A 21,976-nucleotide genomic window follows, 5' to 3' on the forward strand; every position below is an offset into this window, starting at 1 on the left:
ACCCCTGTCCGCGGACGGGGGTTTTTCTTTGTTCGCGGGCGGGCCGTGCCTAGTGGATGTGTTCCTGCGAGGAACGGTCATCGCGCTCCATTTGCAGCGTCGTATGGTGTAGGTCGAAATCCGCTTGCAGCCGGGTTTCGATGTCGCGGCGCACCTGCTCTGCGTCTGCTCCGGCCGCCAGAACGACGTGGCCCGTCAGCATCGGATTGCTTTGTGTCACCGCCCACAGATGAATGTCGTGGATGGAGGCTACACCGGCGGTGCTGGCGATGGCATCGCGCACTGCCTGCAGGCTCATGCCCGGCGGGACGCCTTCGAGCAGAATGTTCACGCATTCGCGCAGCAGCACCCAAGTGCGCGGGAACACCATGAACCCTATGCCCACCGCCAGCGCGGAATCCACCCAGCGCCAGCCCGTGAACCAGATGAGCGCGGCGCCCACGATGACGCCGATCGAGCCCAGCATGTCGGCCCATACCTCAAGGTATGCGCCCTTCACGTTCAGGCTTTCGTCCTTGGCGCTGGCCAGCAGGCGCATGGCGATCAGGTTGACTACCAGACCGACCGCGGCCACGGCCAGCATGCCCAGCGACTGGATGTCCTGCGGCGCCGATATCCGCTGGTAGGCCTCGTACAGGATGTAGAACGCGACGCCCAGCAACACCAGCGCGTTGACCGCCGCCGCCAGGATCTCGAAGCGGGCGTAGCCGTAGGTACGCATCAGGTCGGCCGCCTTGCGGCCCGCGCGTATCGCCACCAGCGCCAGCAACAGCGCCATGGCGTCGGTCAGCATGTGCATCGCGTCGGAAATCAATGCCAGGCTGCCGGTGATCATCCCGCCCGCCACTTCCACCAGCATGAACGTGCCCGTCAGGGCAAGCGCGAGCCAGAGGCGGGATTCAGGCAACGCGCGCACGTCGCCGTGCTGATGGCTATCGCTCATTGCTGTCCTTGTCGGATAAAGGCTCTATAAAAAAGCCTGAAGCCGCTTCAGAGTCAAGCGCGACCGGCCGCGCAATAAAAAAACCCTCCGGAGCACCGGAGGGTTTGTCGGCCTGGCTTACTGCTCCAGGCTGATGTTGGCTGCCTTGACGATGTCCGCCCACTGCTGGCGGTCCTTCTCCAGGAACTGGCCGAATTGCTCAGGCGTCATGCCCGTGACCGGCTCGGAACCCAGACCCGCCATCTTCTCGACCAGAGCCGGCTGCTTCAGCACGTCCTGCATGGCCGCGTAATAGGCGGCAAGCACGTCGGCAGGCAGACCGGCGGGCGCGAAAACGCCTTGCCAGGTCGGCATGTCGAACCCCTTCAGGCCCTGCTCGTCCAGCGTGGGCACGTTGGGCAGTTGCGGCGCGCGCTTGAGCGATGCCACCGCGATCGCCTTCACCTTGCCTTGCGAGGCCAGCGGCGCCGCGGTGGAGATGTTGTCCATCGTCATGGCGATGTGGCCACCCAGCAGATCGGTGATGACGGGCGCTGCGCCGCGGTATGCGGCGTGCGGCACCTTCACGCCCAGCTTGTACAACATGGTCTCGGCGATCAGGTGGTTGGAAATGCCCACGCCAGCGGTGCCATAGGTGGCGGTCGGCGTCTTCTGGAAGTATTCCTTCAGCTCGGCCAGGTTGTTGGCCGGCACGTCCTTGTTCACGATGACCACGTTGGGCTGCACGGCGGCCAGCGTGATAGGCGTGAAATCGGCCGGCTTGTAGTTCGTGCCCTTGGGGTTGAGGACATGCGTGATGGCCATCGAACCGGCGGCGGCGATGCCAATGGTGTAGCCGTCCGCAGGCGACTGCGCCAGGCGATAGGCCATGATGTTGCCGCCCGCGCCGGCCAGGTTTTCGACCACGACGGGCTGGCCCAGGCGCTGCGACAGCGGCTCGGCCAAAAGACGCGCCAGGGTGTCGGCGGAACCCCCAGGCGCGAAGCCCACCAGCAGGCGCACCGGCTTGGCGGGTTTCCAGGCGTCGGCGGCAAGCGCCGGCGCGGCCGTCATGGCGGTGACGGCGAACAGTGCGCCTGCGGCGCGATACAGAGTACGGCTGAACATGAAAAACACTCCCAACGATTGATTGACGAAGCCTGCTTCGTCTCCTCTCGCCGCTCGTCCGCCCCAGCCCCGCCGCCCACCCGGGTGCGCGGCAAGGTTGCGGGACGGTTCCCGCGGCGTTATTCCAATATTTGCGCCAGCGTCTGCGCGACCATGCGGTTGGACAGCAGCACCGGGCGGCCCGAGGCTTGCGCCACCGCAAGGCGCATGCGCTCGGCATAGCCCATGCAATGCATGACGATCAGGTCGCAGGATGCGAGTTCGCGGCCGGCCCGCTCAAAATTGCGGGCAGCCTGCTCGGGGTCGGCCTCGTAGGGCGAGGCGTGCACGACCAGGGTCTCGCAGGACAAGGGCACGACCATGTGGAAGGCGTCGACCTGGGCTTCCAGAGGCACCACCAGCCCCACTTTGCGGCAGTGCTCGGCCAGGCCTGCGACCAGATGGTCCACGACCTGCTGCGGTTCGACCACCAGCGTACGCATCGGAGCGATCGCGGTGCCGGTGCACAGCGGCACCAGCACGTCGTAGCCCGAGGCATCGGCCTGGCGCATGACATCAGCCAGCCGCGCCTCGGCGGCGGCTGCATCCAGCACGATCTGCGAGCCGTCGCGCAGGCGCGTGGCGAAGCGGTACTCGCCCGGCTTCGGCGCCAGCGCGGCCAGGCCGGCGGCGTCCAGGCCGTCGAGCGCGCCGAACTCGTCAATGCGCACCCGCGCGCCCAGCAGCGACGCCATCTCGGGCACCACGTCGCTGCGCGGCGACTGTCCGATCGTGAAGAACGCCACGCGGCGCTGCGGCGCGCTCATGCCGCGCTCCCGCTTTCGCGGCCCACGGTCTGCAGATGCGCCATCGACCCATAACGGCCCTGCAGCGCAGCCCATTCGGCTTCATCCACGAACGTCATGGCGCCTTGGCCGTAGAGCTTGGCGATTTCGATGCAGAACCGCATGGCGACATCGGCGTCCACGGCATTGGTGACGCCGGTGGCGCAGCCCGGGACCGTGGTCTGCGCGGTCAGCGCCACGCCCACCACCGGCGCCCCCGTGACGATCGTGGGCTGCATCAGCGAATTCACGTGCCACAAGCCATTTTCGTACGGCGTAATGTCTTGGGTGGTCAGCGGCAAGGTCACCGGCAGTTCGCCGCTGACCCAGCCCATCACATCCAGCATGGTTTCCGGGATGCGCAGCAGATAGCCCTGGCGGGCGACGGGCGTCAGCGCCACGCCGCGCTTGTTGACCAGCCGGTTGCCTCGAGTGGTGTCCACCGACAGGATGGCGTCCATGCGCGGGTCGACTTCATGGGACATCATTTCGCGCATGGGGAACGGCGAACGCATCATCGGCACCGGATGGTGCGGACGCGTGCCGGCGCGCGGGCAGATGTGCGTGCGGATGCGCACCGTGCCCGGCATGACGTCGCCCTGGCGGGCCATGGCCATGAGCTTGAATGCCGCGGCGATGGCGACCACCGCGCCGTCGCTGTCGGACACCAGGCCGGTGACTGCGGGGCGCGCGCCGATGCCGCCCAGACGGCCGACGATGCCGAGTTGCGGCGCGGTGTCATCGGCGCCGGGAATCACGATGGAAAGGAACTCGGTTGCGGCGCCGTCGCGCTCCAGCCGGGTCACCTCGACCTCGCAGTTGCCGGCCGCGCGCAATTGCTCGGCCACGGCCTCGCCCGTGATGTGCGCGGAAGACAGCAGTTCAATGGTGTCGATGACGTGCTTCATGCCTGGATCTCCACGGATCCGGGGCGGAACACCCGCGGCTCTTCACGCCCGAGGAACAAGGGCGCGTCGTGCGGGCCGATCAGATCGATCTGGCTGCCTCGCACGCGCAGCGCGGAACCTTCCGGCAGGCCCAGCACCGGCATCTGCGGATTCAGCGTGCAGAACTCGGCCAGGCGCTGGGCGCGCGTTTCGCCGCGATGCCCCGGCGGATGGGCGTTGGTGTAGTGCGGATTGATCTGGAACGACAGCAGGCCCAACGCGTCGAAACCCTTCGGGTCCGTGATGGGCATGTCGTTGGTGGTGCAGATACTGGGGCAGCTCAGGTTGGAGCCGGCGCTCCAACCCAGATAGGCTGCGCCGGCGCGCACGCGGCGCGCGATGACCTCAAGCAGGCCTTGGCGACGCAACTGGCCCAGCAGGTTGAACGTATTGCCGCCACCCACGATGATGACTGCGGCGCCTTCCAGCGCAGCCACGGGATCCGCCGCGCGGTGCAGCCCCTGGATGTCCAGGCCGGTATCCGCCAGCGCCGATGCCACCAGCGCGGTGTATTCGTCCCAGTCGCGCGTCACGCCTGCATAAGGCACGAAAACAGCCGGCGCGCCTTGCGGCAGCGACGCGATCAGTTCGCGGATGTCAGGCAGCGCGTGGACCAGATAGCCGGCATCGCTGCTGGAGTTGCTGAGAAGCAGTAGGTTCATGTGTAGGAGTTCCGTAAGGGGATTTTCTGGGTGTCCGGCGGCGCGGACGCATCTGTGGATAGGGTTCAGGCAAGCCAATAGGGATCGTTCAGTTCGCGCCCCAATGCCCCGACCTGCCGCAGCACGGACTCGCGCAAGCGCGCAACCCGGGCGGCATCGGCCTGGAAGGAAACGAACGACAGGCACAGGCCGCGCAGTTCACCAGTGGCGGGGTCGCGTACCGCGGCTGCCACCGCGCCGATGCCCGGCATGGCCTGGTCGATAGCCACGCCACAATGGTCCGCGCGGGTCTGCGCCACCAGGCTGGCCAGCTCACCAACGGTGGCGGGACAGTCCCGGCCTTCCCTTTGCAGCGGCTGATCAGGATCGGCGCCGTACAGCGCCTCGAATTCGGCTTCGCTCAGGCGGGACAGCAACGCGCGACCCATGGCCGTGCCCGACGCCGCGCGGCGCGAGCCGGGCGGCGACAGCACCTGGACCGGGTGCGAACCATTCAGCCGCTGCAGCACCACGGTTTCGCGTTGATTCAACGTGGAGAGGTAGGCGGTGAGCCCGCTGTCGTCGGACAGCCGGGCCAGCACGGCGCGGCAAGCGTCGTCCAGCGGCGTGGCCGCCATGCCGGCGCGCACGGCCTGGGCCAGCATCGCGCCGGCGCGATAGCGGCGCGTGACGGCGTCCTGGTCAAGCAGCCCGTAGTGCTGCATCTGGTTGAGCAGGCGCGAAGCGCTGCTCTTGGGCATGGACAGGCGCGCCGCCACTTCGGTGAAGCTGAGCTCCGACGCCCCTTCCGCGTACAGCCCCAGCACCCGCTGGACGCCATCTAGAATACTCATATTTGTTCCATAAAACGGAACTCTTGTTCCTATTAAGTGAACAAGAATAATGCAGGGTCAAGCTGGCGGTCAATACGGCGCAGCCATGAAAAAGCCCCCGGAATCGCCGGGGGCCGCAGGCCATGGAAAGTCCGCAGAGCGTCCTTCAGCTCATCGGCGCCCCGTCGGGCGGCGCGCCGCAGAACTGCAGGAACTGCTGAAGCAGCGGCTGCCGTTCGGCGGCGCGCTGCCACGCGACCACGGTGGGCGGATTGTGCTCATGCAGGTCGATCGGCAGGATGACCGCCTCGGCCGCCAAGGTGAGCCGTTGCGCCGCAGCCAGCGGCAGCATGACCAGGTAATCCGTCGTGCGGACGAATTCATCGGTCAACAGCAGGTCGCTCACCTGGATCCCGCGCGAAGGCAGCCCCAGGTCGCAGGCCAGGAAAAGCGCGGTCAGCTTGTCATGCATCATCGTGCCCGGACGCGGCTTGCACCATGGTTGCCCGTGCAGATCCTTGAGTGTCAGCCGGCGGCGGGCCGCCAATGGCGACAGCCGCGCATTGGCGACGACCACCAGCGGCTGCGGCGGCACCAGCCTTAATCGGCCCACGCCAGGCGCGATCAACTCGGCCGCGTCGTAACACACCAGAGCATCCAGCTCATCGTCCAGCAACAGGTCCGCCATCGCGCGGTACCCGCCGGCCTGCACGTCCAGCGCGACGCCCGGCTGCGCCTGATTGAAAGCGTGGATCAGTGGCGCAAGCGTGAGCTTGCCCATGTCCGTCGCCACGCCGATCCGCAACTCGCCCTGGCGGCCGCTGCGCACGTCCATGACGGTCTGGGCCAGGCCGCGCGCCTGCGCCACGACGGCCTCCATCATCGGCAGGACCTGCCGGCCCATCTCCGTCGGGCGTTTGGTGTTGCCCGTGCGTTCGAACAGCTTGAATCCCAATTGCGATTCCAGCTCGGCCAAGGTTTTCGAAACCGCGGACTCGCTCACATTCGCGGCGGCGGCCACCTCCTTGGCAGAGGGGGCGTCGCGCAGGGCCAGCGCAATCTGCAAATGCCGCAGCTTCAGGCGAGAAGCCAGGGACTCCAGGGATGGCTTGAGCATTTCCTCAACACCTTGCGCAAATAATTCACTATACGGTAAACCGAGGCGACCTGATCATAGCGGCATAGCGCGTGGCCACGGACCGATCCGTGGGCATCGGATCCACGGGAGTGAAGCCGCGCCGACAGGAGACTGCCTTGCTTGACCGCACCCGACTGCTTGCCTTCTTTCTGGCCGCCGCCACGACGGCATGCCTGCCACCCTCTGCCACGGCCCAGGAGCCCGCCAGCGACAAGGTCGTGCGCCTGGTGGTGGGCTATGCGGCGGGCGGTGCAGCCGACGCCGTGGCCCGCGCCTATGCCGAACAATTGCAAACGGCGGGGTATGCCAACGTCATCGTCGAAAACCGCCCCGGTGCATCCGGACAGCTGGGTTTCGATGTAGTGAAACGAGCCAAGGCGGACGGCCTCACCCTGTACCTCGGCTCATCGCCGATGTTCGTGATCTTTCCACTGACCTACAAGAAGCTGGCATACGACCCGGACCACGATTTGCGGCCGGTTGCACTGGTGGCCGACGTGCCCACCGCCGCGGTAACCGGCGCGGCCCAACCCTACGGGGGCATGGCCGAATATGTGAAATGGGCCAAACAAACGCGCGCCAAGGCAACGCTGGGCCTGGCGACCCAAGGCAGCCCCGGGCAACTCGGAACCCTGGAAATGAGCAGCCAGAACGGCCTGGAGGTGGTGCCCGTGCTCTATCGCGGCGCAGCGCCCATGCTGGTGGACGTGGCGGGCGGCGAGGTGTCGATGGGGTGGGACGCCGTCGCCAGCATGCTGCCGCTGTATAACGCCGGCAAGGTGAAATTCCTGGGCGTGGCGGGCACCCGCCGCTTGCCCACGCTGCCCGATGTGCCGACCTTGCTTGAACAGGGCTTTCCGCAGTACCAGCACGCTGCCAGCTGGTATGGCGTATACGCGCCAGCGGCCACGCCGGATGCCGTCATCGCCAAACTGGAACAAGCGTTTCTGGCGGCGGGCAAGCGGCCGGCGCTAGTGCAGAAGCTCCAGGCCGGCGGTTTCCTGGTCGATCCCCAGGACGCGCAAGCCGCGAAGCGCCGCATCGGGGTGGAACGCGCGCATTGGGCGCCCATCGTGAAAGCCGCCGGCATTGCTTTCGACGAATAGGCGAGGCGTGCACTGAATGAGCGATTCTCTTTGCGAGCTGAGCGCCGTCGAAGCGGCGCATCTGGTCCGCGCCCGGAAGGTATCCCCGGTGGAACTGGTGCGCGCTTCGCTGGAACGGGCCGAGCGGCTGCAGCCGGTCCTGAACTGTTTCATCACGCTGTGCGCCGAGCAGGCCCTGGCCGAAGCCAGGCTTGCCGAGGCAGCCCTGATGCGCGGCGATCCGACGGGCCTGTTGCACGGTCTGCCATACACGGTAAAGGATCTGGTGAACACGGCGGGGGTGCGGACCACATTCGGCGCCGTGCCGTTCAGCGCGAACGTGCCGGCCGAAGACGCCGTTGCCGTGGCGCGCCTGCGCGAACAAGGCGCCATCCTGATCGGCAAGACCACGACGCCTGAGTTCGGCTCCAAGTCCATGACCGATTCTCCGCTGTTCGGCCAGACCCGCAACGCCTGGAACCGGGACCGCACCTGCGGCGGTTCAAGCGGCGGTGCCGCCGCGGCAACGGCTGCCGGCATCACCGCGCTGGCGGTGGCCTCGGATGGCGGCGGCTCCACCCGCATTCCTGCCGCATGCAATGGCGTGGTGGGGTTCAAACAGAGCCTGGGCGCCATCCCTCACAGCCAGGCTCAGGACGCCATTGGCAACCAGACCTATGTCACGCCGACCACCCGCACCGTCGCGGACACACGGTTGATGATGGCGGCCATGGCCGGACCGCACGACTGCGACCCGTGGTCCCTGGGCGTGCCCAGGGCCGACTACGCAGGCGCGCCTGCTGGGGCCGACACGCTGCGGGGCAAGCGCATACGCTACTGCGTGGCGCCCCCTGGCCGCCCCGTGGCAGCCGACGTGCGCCGCGCGTTCGAAGCGGCTCTGGCGCGCCTGGCAAGCCTGGGCGCGGAGGTCGAAGCATTCGATGGCGCCGGATTTGATGTCGAACCTATCTGGCGGGTCATCAACCATACCGTCTGGCGCACCCGCTTCCTGCCCCTGATCGAGCGCGAACCGGATGCCTACAGCCCGACATTTCGGCGGCAGATCGCCTCGGCCGCGGAATTCAGCGCACAGCAGTACCAGGAAGCCATGTTCGCGCGCACCGCGCTCTACCGCAAAGTGCAGGCGCTGTTCGAGGAGGCCGATCTGCTCGCCATGCCGACCATGTCGCGCACCGCGCTGCCGCTGGGTACCGACATCTTCGACACGATAGACATCGACGGCCGTTCGTACGGCGACATCCGCGCCCATTGGTATCCCTGGACCATGCTGTTCAATCTTACGGGCCACCCCGCCATCAGCGTGCCTTGCGGACTGGGCGACGACGGTATGCCCGTGGGCCTGCAACTGGTTGCCCGCTGCCACGGCGACCTGCAATTGCTGCAGGCGGCCGAAGCATTTGAACAGGCCTCTGCGCCGCTGGCGCCGCCCCCGGTCATCGCGTAGATCCGCCGCGCCTATCGGGTGGAAAGCTCCGACCACTGCGCCAGCGGCAAGGGGGGCTGCGCATGCAGGATGCGGGCCAGCACCAGCTTCAGTTCAGCCCATCCGCCGCGCTCGCTCGGCCAGCTGGAAGGCGTCACGGCATGCCAGCTGCCGTCTGCGGCGCGTTCAGCCATCTTGAAGCGGAAGGTGTAATGCCCCGCCATGCCCATGCGCAGATCCGTCACGACCAGGGCATCGCCAATAACGTCGTAGCGCAGCCAGTCGTCCGTGAACCAGCGCAGGCGCTGGTGCAGCGGCACGTTTGCCAACGGCTGCGCCACATCCAGATTGAGCGGCTGGCGCAGCCATTCCGGAGGCTCGCCATCGAACAGGCTGCTGACCGATTCGTAATAGTGGCCGTCAGGCGTCTTGGCAATGACGCGCCACACCAGCGTATTGAACGGCATGGGCACGGCCCGCAGTTCGCTGACCGCGATGCCCTGCCCCTGCATGGCCGCCCGCACGCGATCCTCGGCCGTGATGCGCCCCGCCAGCCCGAACCCGAGGTAGGCCGTGCTGAAGACCAGCGCGGCGGCCAGCAGCCGGCGCGCCGTCCGCGTCATCCCGAAGCCGATCGCAAACAGCACGGCCGCCAATAGCGGCACGGTATAGACCGGGTCGATGATGAAGATGGCCGCCCAGCTTTCAGGTATGCGCGCCAGCGGCCAGAACAGTTGCGTCCCGTAGACAGTGAAAGCGTCCAGCACGGGATGGGTCACCAGCACCAACCATAAGGTCAGGAACAGCCTGCGGCCGCTGTACGGCGCTTGCGGCCAATACTTGCGGATCAGCCAGGCGAGGAACGCGGCCAGGCCGGTCAGCACAAAGACCGAGTGCGAAAAACCCCGGTGGTACGTCATCAGCGAAACCGGGTCCGGATAGCTCATCAGGACGTCCAGGTCGGGCACCGTGGCCAACGCCGCCCCGTATATCAGGGCCCGTCTGCCCTGCACGCGGCCCATCAGGGCCCCCTGTATGCCGGCGCCCAGCACGGCCTGCGTAACCGAATCCATAACTCTCCAAAAAATAGGGCTAGTTCATATCGGACGAAGCCCGCATGGGTCCTGGGGTGTCGTCCCGCAGGTTCGCGCGCCTGACCGGCTTCATCCAGACGGACTATACGGCGCGCGGCTCGTTCCGCGAGGCGTTAACATACCTGATTGCGTTCAGCTAATTTTCAACTTTGTATATATGGACCAATACGTCGACCAGATCGCGGTGTTCATCGAGGCCAACCAGGCTTGGGCTGGGCCGATCACCTTCCTGCTCACGCTGGGCGAATCGATGGTGCTGCTGGGCCTGTTCATCCCGGCCACGGCCCTGATGCTGCTGACCGGCGGCCTGATAGGCGCGGGCACCCTCAACCCTTGGGGCATCATCGCCTGGGGCATCGCCGGCGCCATCGTCGGTGACGCCCTGTCCTACTGGCTGGGCCGCTGGGCCGGCCCCGGCATCCTGCGCCGCTGGCCGCTCAAGCAACAGCGCAGCGGCGTGGCCCGCGCGCGCCTGTTCTTCTACCGCTATGGCTTCGCCTCCGTGCTGATCGGCCGCTTCCTGGGCCCCATCCGCTCCACCATTCCCACCGTCGCCGGCGTGATGGGCATGGGGCACAGTCGCTTCCAGATGGCCAATATCGCCTCCGCCATTCTCTGGATGCCGCTGATGCTGGCGCCTGGTTACATCACGGCGCGCAGCCTGGGCACGGCGGACAATGCGCAACAGATTGCCATGATGATCGGCGCAGGGCTCTCGGTGCTGCTAGGATGCGGGCTGTTGATAGCCATGCTGCGCAAGCGCCGGATTCCGGCGCGCCAACGCCGCGGCAATTGAACCGGAGAAGGGCAATGGCCATAGATGGCGAACCCAGGAATGGCGACTTCGCGCGCTATATCGAGAACCTGACGCGCGCTGGCGGCGCGACGCCAGGCAGGGTCCCGGACAAGCGCGCGGCCTCCCGGACGGCCTCCCCCTCTGTCCCCGCGCCGCCAGTGCCTGCGCCCCGGTCCGAGACCCTGTCCAACGCGCCTTGGGGCAATGCAGGCACGCCGTCCCAGCAACCCTGGCAGGCTCCCCCGGCTCCCGGCCAGGAGGACGCCGGCACGGTTTCGCTCGCCCGCCACGCCACCCAGCGCAGGATCGGCGTCATCCTGACCGTAGGCGGCATCCTGGCTGGTTGGGCCGCCGCGCGCATCATCTTCGAAGCCCTGCGCGGCCCCGGTTTCGATCTGGACCAGGCGATGCCCGCCGTATTCCTGGCCTTCTTTGCCATCATGCTGTTCAAGGCCGCGCGCAACGCGCGCAATCCGCGCAACAAGGCGCCGCTGCCGCCGTTCAAGCACTCTTCGTACCGCAAGGATGGCGAGGCCTGAGCATGCCGGCCAGGGCAGCACTTGCGGACAATGGTGCTAACATTTCCGCCGCTGTCGAAAGACCCCACGAAACACGGAGTGAAAGTGAATAACGTTGTCGGATTGAACCAGGCCCAGGCGGCCACGATGCTGAAGCTGCAAGGCCACTTGAACAGCATGATCAATCCGGATTGGGTCAATGGCGGCGCCCGCTTCCTGCGCGCGGCCTTCGTCGAATCCGCCGAGGCGCTGGAACATTACGGCTGGAAGTGGTGGAAGAAGCAGACCATCGACCTGCCGCAAGTGCAGATGGAACTGGTGGACATCCTGCATTTCTACCTGTCGCACACCATTGTCGAGGCCCGCGGCGACATCGGCGCCGCCGCCGACGCGCTCGTAACCGACCTGGCCAGCCCGGCGTCTGTCACCCTGGACGGCAAGACGCATGCGCTGGACCAGTTGAACGTGCCGGAACTGCTGGAACTGATCGGCGGCCTGGCCGTATGTGGACGCGCCAGCTTCAAGGTGCTGGAACAGGCCATGACGTCCTGCGAAATGAGCTGGAACGACGCCTACACGCAGTACGTGTCCAAGAACGTGCTGAACATCTTCCGCCAGCAGCACGGCTACAAGGAAGGCACCTACATCAAGATCTGGAACGGCGAGGAAGACAACGTCGTGCTGGCCCGCCTGCTGTCGCAGCTGGATCCGGCGCGAGAGGATTTCGCCGATCTGCTGCACCGCGACCTGGAACAGGCGTACTCGCGTCTGTAAGCCGTAACGGCGCTACCGCATGAAAAACGCCGCATACGCGGCGTTTTTGTTTTGGAGACGCCGGCGCAACAAACGGAGTTTCAAAATGGCGGTGGATTTCTATACTGGACTTGCCTGCAAACACAAGGAGGTCTGGCTATGCGCGCCGCGGCCCGCGAGGAACAGGATCATGACAGCCGCCGACTATGACTGGGCAAGCGTGGAGCATGCGCTGGATGGCCGAGGCAACGCCGTTCTGCCGGGATTGCTGACGCCAGCGCAATGCCGGGGCCTTGCAGCGCTCTACCCGGACGACACGCGCTTCCGTTCGCGCATCGTCATGGCGCGCCATGGATTCGGACGGGGGGAATACAAGTATTTCACCTATCCCCTGCCACCGCTGCTCGAGCGACTGCGCCACGCGCTTTATGCCCGGCTTGCGCCGATCGCGAATCGCTGGAATCAGCTGTTGCGGACAGACACGCGATACCCGGCCGAGCTGGACGCCTTCCTGCAACGCTGCCACCGCGCAGGCCAGACCCGGGCCACACCCCTGATGCTTCAGTACGGCGCGGGCGACTACAACTGTCTGCACCAGGATCTCTATGGCGATCATGTGTTCCCGCTGCAGGTTGCCATCCTGTTGTCTGAGCCAGGCAAGGACTTCACCGGCGGCGAATTCATCATGACCGAGCTTGCGGCCAAAGGCCGGCGCGCGGACGTCGTCGCACTGAACCAGGGCGACGCGGTGGTGTTCGCCGTGCATCAACGCCCTGCGGCAGGCCCGCGCAAAGTCGCCATGCGACACGGCGTAAGCCGCGTGCACAGCGGCCGACGCCACACGGTGGGCCTCATATTCCATGACGCGAAATGACGGCGCCATCGCTTCCCCACCGATTTCCGATAGACGAGGATCCTATGCGTGACAGCGGCATGACCGCCTTCGATACTGACCTGGACCGTTTCGATTGGGCGGCCATCGGATCGCAGCTCGATGCCGAAGGCTATGCCTTATTGCCCGGACTGTTGGGCGCCGATACCGCTCGCAGCCTGGCGCGGCAGGTCGACGCACCGCAAGCCAGGCGGGCAAGCCTGGAATCCAGCGGCCTGGGGCGCGGCGATCTGTACTATTTCGATGCTGGCTTGCCGGCGCCGCTGGAGCACTGGCGTGCCGCGTTCTATCGCCGGCTGGCCGTTCATGCCAATCGCTGGAACGAGATCCTGGGGGTCCGTGCACACTATCCCGCCGAGCTGGGCGAATTCCTGGAACGCAACCGGAACGCGGGCCAGCATCAGGCGCAATCCCACCTCAGCCGCCTCGGTGTCGAAGACTACGTAGCCCTGCACCAGCGCAATGAGGGCGAACTGGTTTTCCCCATGCAGATCGTTGCGCTTTTGTCCGAACCCGGCGTCGGCTTTCAGGGCGGCGAATTCGTGATGACGGAACAACGCCCACGCATGCAGTCGCGTCCGCTGGTAGTGCCGCTCAAATTCGGCGACGCTGCCATCATCGCCACGGCTGAGCGCCCGTTCCAGGGATCCAAGGGCTATTACCGGGTCAATCTCAAACATGCCCTCAGCCGCGTGCGCCAAGGCGAGCGCATCGGGTTGGAACTGTCTTTTCACGATGCGCCCTGATGCCGACCGCCGCCATGCCTGCCTCAAGCCCGTTGCACGATAAGCCCGAAAGCCGGATCGCCATGCTGGACTGGGCTGCCGCCGAAGACGACCTCGGACGCGATGGCTACGCCGTGCTCCCTGCGTTGCTGACGCCCGCCCAGTGCGCGCAACTGGCAGGCTGCTATTCCGACGAGACGCGCTTTCGCAGCCGCGTCGTCATGGAGCGCCACGCGTTCGGCCGAGGTGAATACAAGTATTTCAGCTACCCGCTGCCCGCGACGGTCGAAAGCCTGCGGCAGGCCCTTTATCCGCGCCTGGCGCCCATAGCCAACCGCTGGCATGCCGCCATGCGCCTCGACGAGCGCTTTCCCGCAAGCCACGACGAATTCCGGGACATCTGCCATGCCGCCGGGCAACGGCGGCCCACGCCGCTATTGTTGCGCTACGAGGCGAACGATTATTGCTGCCTGCACCAGGATTTATATGGCGCCCATGTTTTCCCGTTCCAGGCCATTTTCCTGCTGAATGAGCCGGGCCGGGACTTCGAGGGCGGCGAACTGCTACTGGCCGAGAGCAACCCCAAGCAGCCCGGGCGGGCCAACGTGGTGCCCTTGCGGCAAGGAGATGCCGTAGTGCTGGCCGTCAACCACCGGCCAGTACGCTCGGCACGCGGCTACTACCGCGCGAATCTGCGGCATGGGGTCGGCCGGCTGCACAAGGGAACCCGGCACACGCTGGGCATCATCTTTCACGATGCCGCTTGAATGGCCACATCCCATACCGATGGCGAGCCGATCTGCCGACGCAACTGTTCGGTGAAGGCGCGGATCCGCGCATTGGCGCGCGGCATGGCGCGCAGCAGATAGATGCCGCTTTCCGGCGGCGGGCTGGCGTCCTGCAAAGCCAGTTGCACCAGCCGGCCCGCGCCGATGTCCGCGCCCGCTGACCAGTTGGGCATGAGCGCGATGCCCAGCCCTTCAAGCGCCGCGAAGCGGCGCGCATCGCAGTCATCGCACTCCAGCACGAACCGGGCGTCCTGCGCCCACTGCCCGTTGCCCAGCTCGCGCCAGCCGCGCACGCTGGTGCTGTGGCGCCGGTCGATAAGGCGATGGTGCGACAGGTCCGCCAAGGAGCGCGGCACGCCGTGGCGCTCCAGATAGGACGGGGCCGCGCAGATCAGGTAGCGATGGCTGCCGATGCGCTGCCCGATCAAGCTGCTGTCGGGCTGCTGCCCCACGCGCACCACCACGTCCATGCGTTCCACCACCGGATCCACCACGCGCTCGGTCAGCTCAAGCTCCACTTGCAGTTGCGGATGGCGTTCGCCCAGTTGCTGCAACATGGGCACCACATAGCGCCGCGCGAACGCGGGCAGGCAACTTACGCGCAGCAGGCCTTGCACGGTCTGTTCCAGCGAAATGACTTCAGAGCGCGCTTCGGTCATGTCATGCAGAATTTTGACGGCGCGCTCGTAAAGCACCTCGCCCGCCTCGGTAGGCATGAGCGCACGGGTGGAACGCACAAACAGCGGCACCTTCAGTTCGGATTCCAGCGCTCCGATCTGGCGCGCCACGGACGAAGCCACCATGCCGCGGCGGCGAGCCACCTCGGAAAAACTCTGCGCGCGGGCGACGTCCACGAATATGGACAGGCTTTCAGCAAATTTGACGGTTTTCATTTGTGCGTATGGCGCAAAAGGGTTTGGCGCGCGGCGCCTGCTTTCCTGGGGAAGTTGGCAATTACGATACCGTGCATGGCCGTATTTTGGCAATTTGGACAAAAATAAACGGCCGGCAATAACAACGACAACCCCAGGAGACCTCCATGCCCCCGCTGACCGCGCCCCTACGTTCGACCCGCTACCTGCTGGCCAGCACCGCCTTGGCCGCGGGCGCCTGGACGGCCGCCGCGCCCGCACTGGCGGACACCTACCCCAGCAAGCCGGTGACGGTAGTGGTGCCCTTTGCGGCGGGCGGCACCGTGGACAGGGTGGCGCGCCAGGTGCAACAGGCCCTGCAGGACAAGCTGGGCCAGACGGTGGTGATCGACAACCGCGGCGGCGCTGGCGGCACCATAGGCACGGCACTGGTGGCCAAGGCCGCGCCCGACGGCTACACCGTGGAAATGGTGTTCGATTCCTATGCGACCGAACAGCATATCTATCCCAAGCTGCCCTATGACGCGGCGCGCGACCTCACCGGCGTGTCGTACATGGTGCGCTCGCCCATGGTGCTGGCGGTAACGGGCAATGGCCCCTATCAGACGCTGGCCGACTACGTCGCGGCCGGCAAGAATGGCAGCGTATCGTACGCGTCCGTGGGCGCGGGCAGCTCCAATCACCTTGCGGCCGAAATGTTCCACCAGGCAGCGGGCACCAGCGGCATCCATACGCCTTACCGGGGCGGCGGCCCGGCCGTGTCGGACCTGATGGGCGGCCATGTGGAATCCATCATCGCCAGCCTGCCGCTGGTGCTCCCCCACATCCAGAGCGGCAAACTGCGCGCGCTGGCCGTGACGGCGCCCAAACGCGTCGCCGCCCTGCCGGACGTGCCCGCCATCGCCGAAAGCTATCCAGGCTTCGAGATCTATTCCTGGGTAGGCATGGTGGCGCCCGCGCAAACACCGCCAGCGACGCTGGACAAGCTGGCCGACGCCACCATCGCGGCGCTGCGCGACCCGGCCGTCGCCGGCCGCATCACAGAGTCCGGTTTCGAAGTCGTGGCCGGCGGCCGCGCCGACATGGACAAACTGGTGCGCGCCGAATCCGAACGCTGGGGCCAACTCATCAAGAGCCGCGGAATCGTTGCACAATGACCGACATGCAGACTTCGAACCCCATGCAATCCTTCGTCTATGCCAGCCGCGCCCAGCGCGTGGTCTTCGGTCCGGGCAGCCTGGCCGGCCTGGCGGCCGAACTCGATACGCTGGGACTGCGGCGCGCGCTTGTGCTCTGCACGCCGCCGCAGCGCGCCCAGGCCGAGCGGGTGGCGGCGTTGCTGGGCGGGCCGCGCGTGGCAGGAATCTTCGACCAGGCCGTCATGCACGTGCCCATCGAGATCGCGCGACAGGCGCAACAGGTGGCACGCGAGCTGGGCGCCGATTGCGCGGTGGCCGTCGGCGGCGGCTCCACCATCGGGCTGGGCAAGGCCATCGCACTGGATTCCGGGCTGCCCGTGATCGCAGTGCCCACCACCTATGCGGGCTCCGAGATGACGCCGATCTACGGCATCACCGAGGCAGGGCTGAAGAAAACCGGCAAAGATGACCGCGTCCTGCCACGCTGCGTGGTTTATGACCCGGAATTGAGCCTGTCCCTGCCCGTGACATTGAGCGTGACCAGCGGCATCAATGCCATCGCCCACGCGGCCGAAGGGCTGTATGCGCGTGACGGCAACCCGATCATGGACCTGATGGCCCAGGAAGGCATACGAGCGCTGGCGCGAGCGCTGCCTGCCATCCAGGCCGAGGCGGACGGTGCGCGCCTGCTGCAGGCGCGCAGCGATGCGCTTTACGGCGCCTGGCTGTGCGGAGCGGTGCTAGGCAGCGTGGGCATGGCGCTGCATCACAAGCTCTGCCACACGCTGGGCGGCAGCTTCAACCTGCCGCATGCCGAAGTCCACACCGTGGTGTTGCCGCACGCGCTGGCCTACAACGCCGCAGCCACGCCACAGGCCATGGAACGCATCGCGGCGGCGCTGGGCGCGCCGGCTGCGCCGGCCGGCGTGTTCGACCTGGCCAATTCGCTGGGAGCACCCACCGCATTGCGCGATATCGGCATGCGCGAACAAGACCTCGACCGCGCCTGCGACATCGCGTTGCAGACTCCCTACCCCAACCCCCGTCCGCTGGAGCGCGCCGCCCTGCGCGCCTTGCTGCAAAACGCCTACGACGGCGCCCGGCCGTAGGAAGCGGTTCGGGCTAGCGCTGGCCGAAGCTGGTTTCGCCGAACAGCGCCTTCTGATCGCGCGGTTGCGAACGCCAGTACTGGCGCGGCGCGCTGACCTGGCCGCCCAACTGCGCCGCGGCGTGCCAGGGCCAACGCGGGTCGTAAAGCATGCCGCGCGCCAGCGCGACCAGGTCGGCCTGGCCCTTTGCCAGGATGTCCTCGGCCTGCTGCGCCTCCGTGATCAGGCCCACCGTGATGGTGGGCATGCCTACCTTGCGCTTGATCTCGTCGGCGAACGGCACTTGGTAATTCGGCCCCACGGGAATTTTTTGCTGGGACGAGACGCCGCCGCTGGAGACGTCGATGAATTCGCAACCGCGCTCTTTCAGCGCTTGCGCCAGCACGAGCGTCTGTTCCAGGTCCCAGCCGCCCTCAACCCAGTCTGTCGCCGACACGCGCACACCCAGCGCCAGGGACGATGGCGTGGCTTCGCGCAACGCCTGGAAAACTTCGAGCGGAAAGCGCATGCGGTTCTCCAGCGAACCGCCGTAGGCGTCGTCGCGGCGGTTGGAAAGCGGCGACAGGAACTGGTGCAGCAGATAGCCATGCGCAGCATGCAGTTCGATCGCGTCGAACCCCAACCGCACGGCACGCCGGGCGCTGGCAACGAAGGCATCGCGAATACGCGCGAGGCCCGCCGCGTCCAGCGCATGGGGCGCGGGTTCGGACGGATTGTGCGGCACCGCCGACGGGGCCCAGCCCTGCCAGCCGCCGGCTGCCGGCGGGATCAGTTGGCCGCCATTCCAGGGGGCTTCGCTGGAAGCCTTGCGGCCCGCATGGCCAAGCTGTATGCCCAGCTTGATGGGCGAATAGCGGCGCACCGCAGCCACGACCCGGCCGATGGCCGCCTCGGTGTCGTCGGACCACAGCCCCAGGTCTCCCGGCGTGATACGCCCTTCTGGCTCCACGGCGGTGGCTTCCACGAACAACAGCGCCGCGCCCGACAAGGCCAGATGTCCCAGGTGGATCATGTGCCAGTCGGTGGCCAGGCCGTCCTCGGCCGAGTACTCGCACATGGGCGCGATGACGATCCGGTTGGCCAGTTCGAGCTTGCCGATGGACGTGGGGCTGAAGAGTAGGGACATGCTGGGGTCTCCGGGCGTGGGATACGAAAGCATAGCGCCCCGTCCCGCCCGGCAACCTGAATACCGAAGCCCGGAACGGGGTTAAATCGCTGCCCCGCAACGCCGCGCTACTGCCCTTCGATCACCGAATCCAGGAACTGGCGGGTGCGCGCCTCCTTGGGCTGGGCGAACAGCACCGAGGATTCCGCGTCCTCGACGATATTGCCCTCGTCGAAGAACAGGGTCCGGTCCGAACTGCGCTCGGCGAACTTCATCTGGTGGGTCACGATGATCATCGTCATGCTGCGCCGGGCCGACAGGTCGCGCAGGATCTGCAGGATGCCGCCCACCAGCTCCGGGTCCAGCGCCGAGGTCACCTCGTCGAACAGCATGATGTCGGGACACATCGCCAGCGCGCGCGCAATGCCTACGCGCTGCTTCTGTCCGCCCGAGAGCTGGGCAGGATAGACGTCCAGCTTGTCGCCCAGACCGACCATTTCCAGGTATTCGACGGCACGTTCACGCGCCTGGCTGCGCGACATGCCCAGCACGTGCAACGGCGCTTCCATCGCATTGCCCAGCGCCGTCATGTGCGGGAACAGGTTGAAATGCTGGAAGACCATGCCGATCTTGCCGCGCACCTTGCGCAGATGCTCCGAGTTGGCCCCCGCGCGCCGGCCCTGGGGATCCGTCCACATGGGCACGCCATCGATCTCGATATCGCCGCTGGTGGGCTGGTCCAGTGTCATCAGCACGCGCAGCAAGGTGGACTTGCCCGATCCTGACGGGCCGATAACGGCCACGGTCTGGCCCGCCGGTATCTCCAGGTTTATGCCGCGCAACACCTCCAGTTCGCCGTACTGCTTGCGCAGATTCTTGATGCTTACGCTGGCGCTCATCGCTTTCCTCCATATCGTTGCAGACGGGCCTCCAGGCCGCGCACGCCCCAGGCCGCCACCAGGCTCAGCGCCAGGAACAGCACGCCCACCAGGGTCAGGGGCTCGGTGTAGCGGAACGTGGCAGAGCCGATCATCTTGCTCTGCTGCAGCAGCTCCACCACGGTAATCGCCGACAGCAGCGGTGTGTCCTTGAACATGGCGACCAGATAGTTGCCCAGGGCCGGGACCACCGGGGGAATGGCCTGCGGCAACACCACGCCGACCGCGGTGCGCCAGCGCGACATGTTCAGCGCGGTCGCAGCCTCCCATTGCCCGCGCGGCACCGATTCGATGCCGGCGCGGTAGACCTCGGCGCAATAGGTTGCGTAATGCAGGCCCAGTGCGGTGATGCCGGTCGCCAATGGCGACATCCGCACGCCGGTCAATGGCAACACGTAGAACAGAAAGTACATCTGCACCAGCAAGGGCGTGCTGCGCACGAACTCGATCACAAAGGCCGTGGGCAACGACACCATGCGCAGCCGCGACCGCCGCAACAAAGCCAGCACCAGGCCCAGCGTGATGGCCACCAGCATGCCCAGCAGCGTGGCCTGGATCGTGATGAGCAGCGCGGAACCCAGCGTGGGCAGGATCTCCAGGGCGAAGGACCAATCGAATATCGGCTTCATCGCACTCGCACCTTGCGTTCCAGCAGACGCACACCGGCAGTGATCACCAAGGCCACCGCGAAGTACATCAGGAGCATCAGGCTGAAGATCTCGGTCGTGCGCAGGGTCTCGCTGCGCAGCAGTTGCCCGCGGAAGGTCAGGTCCGTGATGGTAATGAGGGACACCAGGGCCGTGTTCTTCAACAGCTCGATCAAGAGATTGCCCGCCGGCGGCAGCATGGCCGGCACGGCTTGAGGCACCACGATGCGGCGCATGATCTGGCCGCGCGTGAGGTTCAGTGCGATACCGGCTTCGCGCTGGCCCGGAGGCACCGCGCGGATCGCGCCGCGCACCACTTCCGCGCCGTAGGCGCCAGCGTTCAAGGCCAGCACCACGATGCCCACCAGCATGGCGGGCAGCTGCACACCGAACAGCGGCAGCACGAAGTAGAACCAGAAAAGCTGCACCAGGGCCGAGGTGCCGCGGAAGACCTCGACGTAGACCGCCGCGACCCAGCGCAAGGGGCGCAAGGACGACAGGCGTCCAATGCCCGCGGCCAGCGCCAGCGGCACCGCCAGCACCACCGCGCCAGCCATGATCTGGAGCGTGACTCCCAGCCCCTGCAGCAGCGGCGGCGCCAGTTCTGCGAAATGCTCGGATATCAGCCGCATGCGCGCCTCCTTACTGGCCCGCGCACAGCTTGGCGGCCGTGACCCCCTTGGGCAGTTCTTGTGGCGTAAAGCCGAAAGGCGCCACCAGCTTCTGGTGTTCTTCCGTACCGATGAACTTGGCCAGTTCGGCATTGAAAGCCTCGGCAAAGGCCTTGTCCTCCGTGCGGAAGGCATAGGCGCCATAGCCGCGCACGTCGTGGCCGTCGATCACCGGATCCTTGAAAGGATCGGCCTTTTCCAGGCCGCTGGCCGCGCTGGTCTTGCCCATCAGGTCATTGACGGTGAGCGCCGTGGCCGCGTAAGCGTCGGCGCGCCCGGCCTGCACGCCGGACAGCGCGCTGACCGCGTCGGGAAACACGACGACCTGCGCCGGCGGGACCTTGATCTTGGAGGCGTACTCGGCTTCGATCGCGCCCACCACGACACCCAGCTTCGCCTCGGGGTTCTTCACCACGTCTTCGTAACTGTGCAGGTTCTTGGGATTGCCCTGCTTGACCAGGAAGGACTGGCCGACCCCATAAGTGGGATCCGAGAATGCCACTTGCTGGCAACGTTCGGGCGTGACGTACATACCCGCCGCGATGACGTCGAAACGCTTGGCCTGCAAGCCCGGAATGAGGGAGCCGAATTCAGTGAGAACGCCCTCCACTTCATTGATGCCCATGCGCTTGAGCACCACTCGGGCAATCTCCACGGATTCCCCGGTGACTTTGGCCTCTTTGCTGTCCATATAGGCGAAAGGCGCTTCGTTGGCGTAGCCGATGCGTATCTTGCCCGCGGCCTTGGCGGCGTCCAGGGTGGATCCGGCAGCCGGCGCGTTCGCGGCCGGCGCAGCCTTGTCGGATCCGGAGTCGGAACATGCCGCCAACACACCCAGGCTCAAGGCGGCAAGCAAACGTCTGGATCGGATCAGGCTCATGGCAGTTTCTCCTATATTTATTTCGAGGTATATGTGTTCACCAAAAATAATACGCTATTAAATGATTTCGATACGAATGATATGACC

The 21,976-nt window shown here is 66.2% G+C and carries 24 protein-coding genes; 10 read left to right on the top strand and 14 right to left on the bottom strand.

The genetic code is table 11. The features are described 5' to 3' along the window. Positions 1–49: 49 nt before the first annotated feature. From VCS63_RS16980 to VCS63_RS17010, 7 genes are all read right to left on the bottom strand, one after another. Positions 50–943 carry a cation diffusion facilitator family transporter gene (locus VCS63_RS16980; protein ID WP_063642398.1) on the bottom strand — a complete coding sequence of 298 codons (894 nt, stop codon included), beginning with the start codon at positions 941–943 and terminating at the stop codon, positions 50–52. Between the two features lie 117 nt (positions 944–1,060). Beyond that, positions 1,061–2,050, bottom strand: a complete 990-nt coding sequence (locus VCS63_RS16985; RefSeq protein ID WP_063642520.1) for a Bug family tripartite tricarboxylate transporter substrate binding protein — start codon at positions 2,048–2,050, stop codon at positions 1,061–1,063. 119 nt (positions 2,051–2,169) lie between these two features. Next, entirely contained in the window at positions 2,170–2,856 is a 687-nt protein-coding gene (locus tag VCS63_RS16990) for an AroM family protein (protein WP_063642397.1), read from the bottom strand. Continuing rightward, entirely contained in the window at positions 2,853–3,782 is a 930-nt protein-coding gene (locus VCS63_RS16995; protein WP_042794162.1) for a DUF1177 domain-containing protein, read from the bottom strand. The genes VCS63_RS16990 and VCS63_RS16995 overlap by 4 nt, the downstream gene beginning before the upstream one ends. Next, positions 3,779–4,483: a dipeptidase PepE gene (pepE, locus tag VCS63_RS17000; protein WP_042794163.1), complete on the bottom strand. Its 705-nt coding sequence runs from the start codon at positions 4,481–4,483 to the stop codon at positions 3,779–3,781. Before pepE ends, VCS63_RS16995 begins: the two co-directional genes overlap by 4 nt. Positions 4,484–4,548: 65 nt before the next feature. After that, entirely contained in the window at positions 4,549–5,316 is a 768-nt protein-coding gene (locus VCS63_RS17005; protein ID WP_042794164.1) for an IclR family transcriptional regulator, read from the bottom strand. Between the two features lie 145 nt (positions 5,317–5,461). Next, complete coding sequence (locus tag VCS63_RS17010; protein WP_063642395.1) at positions 5,462–6,412, bottom strand: LysR family transcriptional regulator; 951 nt, start codon at positions 6,410–6,412, stop codon at positions 5,462–5,464. A 137-nt stretch (positions 6,413–6,549) separates the two neighbouring features. Between VCS63_RS17010 and VCS63_RS17015 the strand changes: the two genes are divergently transcribed. Further along, positions 6,550–7,539 (top strand): tripartite tricarboxylate transporter substrate binding protein, encoded by a 990-nt coding sequence (locus tag VCS63_RS17015; RefSeq protein WP_323880477.1) that lies wholly within the window; start codon positions 6,550–6,552, stop codon positions 7,537–7,539. Positions 7,540–7,555: 16 nt separating this feature from the next. Beyond that, a complete protein-coding gene (locus tag VCS63_RS17020) occupies positions 7,556–8,983 on the top strand; it encodes an amidase (protein ID WP_323880478.1) in 1,428 nt (475 codons plus the stop codon). An 11-nt stretch (positions 8,984–8,994) separates the two neighbouring features. On the opposite strand, the gene VCS63_RS17025 is transcribed toward VCS63_RS17020, so the two are convergent. Beyond that, a complete protein-coding gene (locus VCS63_RS17025; protein WP_063961999.1) occupies positions 8,995–10,035 on the bottom strand; it encodes a metal-dependent hydrolase in 1,041 nt (346 codons plus the stop codon). A 178-nt stretch (positions 10,036–10,213) separates the two neighbouring features. Between VCS63_RS17025 and VCS63_RS17030 the strand changes: the two genes are divergently transcribed. The 6 genes from VCS63_RS17030 (at position 10,214) to VCS63_RS17055 (ending at position 14,507) form a co-directional block, all read left to right on the top strand. Then, positions 10,214–10,852, top strand: coding sequence for a DedA family protein (locus VCS63_RS17030; protein ID WP_042794166.1), 639 nt, complete (start codon positions 10,214–10,216; stop codon positions 10,850–10,852). Between the two features lie 14 nt (positions 10,853–10,866). Continuing rightward, a complete protein-coding gene (locus VCS63_RS17035) occupies positions 10,867–11,391 on the top strand; it encodes a hypothetical protein (protein WP_063961998.1) in 525 nt (174 codons plus the stop codon). Positions 11,392–11,493: 102 nt separating this feature from the next. Continuing rightward, positions 11,494–12,144: a dUTPase gene (locus tag VCS63_RS17040; RefSeq protein WP_076814368.1), complete on the top strand. Its 651-nt coding sequence runs from the start codon at positions 11,494–11,496 to the stop codon at positions 12,142–12,144. Between the two features lie 169 nt (positions 12,145–12,313). Beyond that, positions 12,314–12,997: a 2OG-Fe(II) oxygenase gene (locus VCS63_RS17045; protein ID WP_323880540.1), complete on the top strand. Its 684-nt coding sequence runs from the start codon at positions 12,314–12,316 to the stop codon at positions 12,995–12,997. 44 nt (positions 12,998–13,041) lie between these two features. Further along, positions 13,042–13,761, top strand: coding sequence for a 2OG-Fe(II) oxygenase (locus VCS63_RS17050; protein WP_323880480.1), 720 nt, complete (start codon positions 13,042–13,044; stop codon positions 13,759–13,761). Further along, on the top strand, positions 13,761–14,507 hold the full coding sequence (locus VCS63_RS17055) for a 2OG-Fe(II) oxygenase (protein WP_416379198.1): 747 nt from the start codon (positions 13,761–13,763) through the stop codon (positions 14,505–14,507). The genes VCS63_RS17050 and VCS63_RS17055 overlap by 1 nt, the downstream gene beginning before the upstream one ends. Here VCS63_RS17055 and VCS63_RS17060 read toward each other — a convergent pair. Beyond that, entirely contained in the window at positions 14,492–15,421 is a 930-nt protein-coding gene (locus VCS63_RS17060; RefSeq protein ID WP_175202214.1) for a LysR family transcriptional regulator, read from the bottom strand. The two genes, VCS63_RS17055 and VCS63_RS17060, sit on opposite strands and share 16 nt — an antisense overlap. 146 nt (positions 15,422–15,567) lie before the next feature. Here VCS63_RS17060 and VCS63_RS17065 point away from each other — a divergent pair, with 146 nt between their 5' ends. After that, positions 15,568–16,557 (top strand): tripartite tricarboxylate transporter substrate binding protein, encoded by a 990-nt coding sequence (locus VCS63_RS17065; protein ID WP_088607752.1) that lies wholly within the window; start codon positions 15,568–15,570, stop codon positions 16,555–16,557. Next, positions 16,554–17,648 (top strand): maleylacetate reductase, encoded by a 1,095-nt coding sequence (locus VCS63_RS17070; RefSeq protein WP_323880483.1) that lies wholly within the window; start codon positions 16,554–16,556, stop codon positions 17,646–17,648. Before VCS63_RS17065 ends, VCS63_RS17070 begins: the two co-directional genes overlap by 4 nt. Before the next feature lie 13 nt (positions 17,649–17,661). Here the strand turns inward: VCS63_RS17070 and VCS63_RS17075 are convergent, their stop codons facing one another. From VCS63_RS17075 to ehuB, 5 genes are all read right to left on the bottom strand, one after another. After that, positions 17,662–18,774 (bottom strand): NADH:flavin oxidoreductase/NADH oxidase, encoded by a 1,113-nt coding sequence (locus VCS63_RS17075; RefSeq protein WP_149064296.1) that lies wholly within the window; start codon positions 18,772–18,774, stop codon positions 17,662–17,664. Positions 18,775–18,881: 107 nt separating this feature from the next. Continuing rightward, positions 18,882–19,652 (bottom strand): ectoine/hydroxyectoine ABC transporter ATP-binding protein EhuA, encoded by a 771-nt coding sequence (gene ehuA / locus VCS63_RS17080; RefSeq protein WP_042794174.1) that lies wholly within the window; start codon positions 19,650–19,652, stop codon positions 18,882–18,884. Beyond that, positions 19,649–20,320, bottom strand: a complete 672-nt coding sequence (ehuD, locus tag VCS63_RS17085; protein WP_042794176.1) for an ectoine/hydroxyectoine ABC transporter permease subunit EhuD — start codon at positions 20,318–20,320, stop codon at positions 19,649–19,651. Before ehuD ends, ehuA begins: the two co-directional genes overlap by 4 nt. Then, on the bottom strand, positions 20,317–20,970 hold the full coding sequence (ehuC, locus tag VCS63_RS17090; RefSeq protein ID WP_042794177.1) for an ectoine/hydroxyectoine ABC transporter permease subunit EhuC: 654 nt from the start codon (positions 20,968–20,970) through the stop codon (positions 20,317–20,319). Before ehuC ends, ehuD begins: the two co-directional genes overlap by 4 nt. Positions 20,971–20,980: 10 nt before the next feature. Further along, positions 20,981–21,889 carry an ectoine/hydroxyectoine ABC transporter substrate-binding protein EhuB gene (gene ehuB, locus VCS63_RS17095; protein ID WP_082884726.1) on the bottom strand — a complete coding sequence of 303 codons (909 nt, stop codon included), beginning with the start codon at positions 21,887–21,889 and terminating at the stop codon, positions 20,981–20,983. Between the last annotated feature and the right edge of the window lie 87 nt (positions 21,890–21,976).

This window comes from Achromobacter sp. D10, from assembly GCF_035282245.1.
In the GTDB taxonomy this organism is placed as follows: Bacteria; Pseudomonadota; Gammaproteobacteria; order Burkholderiales; family Burkholderiaceae_B; genus Achromobacter; species Achromobacter insolitus.

Bases quoted from the DNA above. Each gene is read 5' to 3' on its own strand.
- VCS63_RS16980 (WP_063642398.1), bottom strand. From the start codon at position 943: ATGAGCGATAGCCATCAGCACGGCGACGTGCGCGCGTTGCCTGAATCC.
- VCS63_RS16985 (WP_063642520.1), bottom strand. From the start codon at position 2,050: ATGTTCAGCCGTACTCTGTATCGCGCCGCAGGCGCACTGTTCGCCGTC.
- VCS63_RS16990 (WP_063642397.1), bottom strand. From the start codon at position 2,856: ATGAGCGCGCCGCAGCGCCGCGTGGCGTTCTTCACGATCGGACAGTCG.
- VCS63_RS16995 (WP_042794162.1), bottom strand. From the start codon at position 3,782: ATGAAGCACGTCATCGACACCATTGAACTGCTGTCTTCCGCGCACATC.
- pepE (WP_042794163.1), bottom strand. From the start codon at position 4,483: ATGAACCTACTGCTTCTCAGCAACTCCAGCAGCGATGCCGGCTATCTG.
- VCS63_RS17005 (WP_042794164.1), bottom strand. From the start codon at position 5,316: ATGAGTATTCTAGATGGCGTCCAGCGGGTGCTGGGGCTGTACGCGGAA.
- VCS63_RS17010 (WP_063642395.1), bottom strand. From the start codon at position 6,412: ATGCTCAAGCCATCCCTGGAGTCCCTGGCTTCTCGCCTGAAGCTGCGG.
- VCS63_RS17020 (WP_323880478.1), top strand. From the start codon at position 7,556: ATGAGCGATTCTCTTTGCGAGCTGAGCGCCGTCGAAGCGGCGCATCTG.
- VCS63_RS17025 (WP_063961999.1), bottom strand. From the start codon at position 10,035: ATGGATTCGGTTACGCAGGCCGTGCTGGGCGCCGGCATACAGGGGGCC.
- VCS63_RS17030 (WP_042794166.1), top strand. From the start codon at position 10,214: ATGGACCAATACGTCGACCAGATCGCGGTGTTCATCGAGGCCAACCAG.
- VCS63_RS17035 (WP_063961998.1), top strand. From the start codon at position 10,867: ATGGCCATAGATGGCGAACCCAGGAATGGCGACTTCGCGCGCTATATC.
- VCS63_RS17045 (WP_323880540.1), top strand. From the start codon at position 12,314: ATGACAGCCGCCGACTATGACTGGGCAAGCGTGGAGCATGCGCTGGAT.
- VCS63_RS17050 (WP_323880480.1), top strand. From the start codon at position 13,042: ATGCGTGACAGCGGCATGACCGCCTTCGATACTGACCTGGACCGTTTC.
- VCS63_RS17055 (WP_416379198.1), top strand. From the start codon at position 13,761: ATGCCGACCGCCGCCATGCCTGCCTCAAGCCCGTTGCACGATAAGCCC.
- VCS63_RS17060 (WP_175202214.1), bottom strand. From the start codon at position 15,421: ATGAAAACCGTCAAATTTGCTGAAAGCCTGTCCATATTCGTGGACGTC.
- VCS63_RS17065 (WP_088607752.1), top strand. From the start codon at position 15,568: ATGCCCCCGCTGACCGCGCCCCTACGTTCGACCCGCTACCTGCTGGCC.
- VCS63_RS17070 (WP_323880483.1), top strand. From the start codon at position 16,554: ATGACCGACATGCAGACTTCGAACCCCATGCAATCCTTCGTCTATGCC.
- VCS63_RS17075 (WP_149064296.1), bottom strand. From the start codon at position 18,774: ATGTCCCTACTCTTCAGCCCCACGTCCATCGGCAAGCTCGAACTGGCC.
- ehuA (WP_042794174.1), bottom strand. From the start codon at position 19,652: ATGAGCGCCAGCGTAAGCATCAAGAATCTGCGCAAGCAGTACGGCGAA.
- ehuD (WP_042794176.1), bottom strand. From the start codon at position 20,320: ATGAAGCCGATATTCGATTGGTCCTTCGCCCTGGAGATCCTGCCCACG.
- ehuC (WP_042794177.1), bottom strand. From the start codon at position 20,970: ATGCGGCTGATATCCGAGCATTTCGCAGAACTGGCGCCGCCGCTGCTG.
- ehuB (WP_082884726.1), bottom strand. From the start codon at position 21,889: ATGAGCCTGATCCGATCCAGACGTTTGCTTGCCGCCTTGAGCCTGGGT.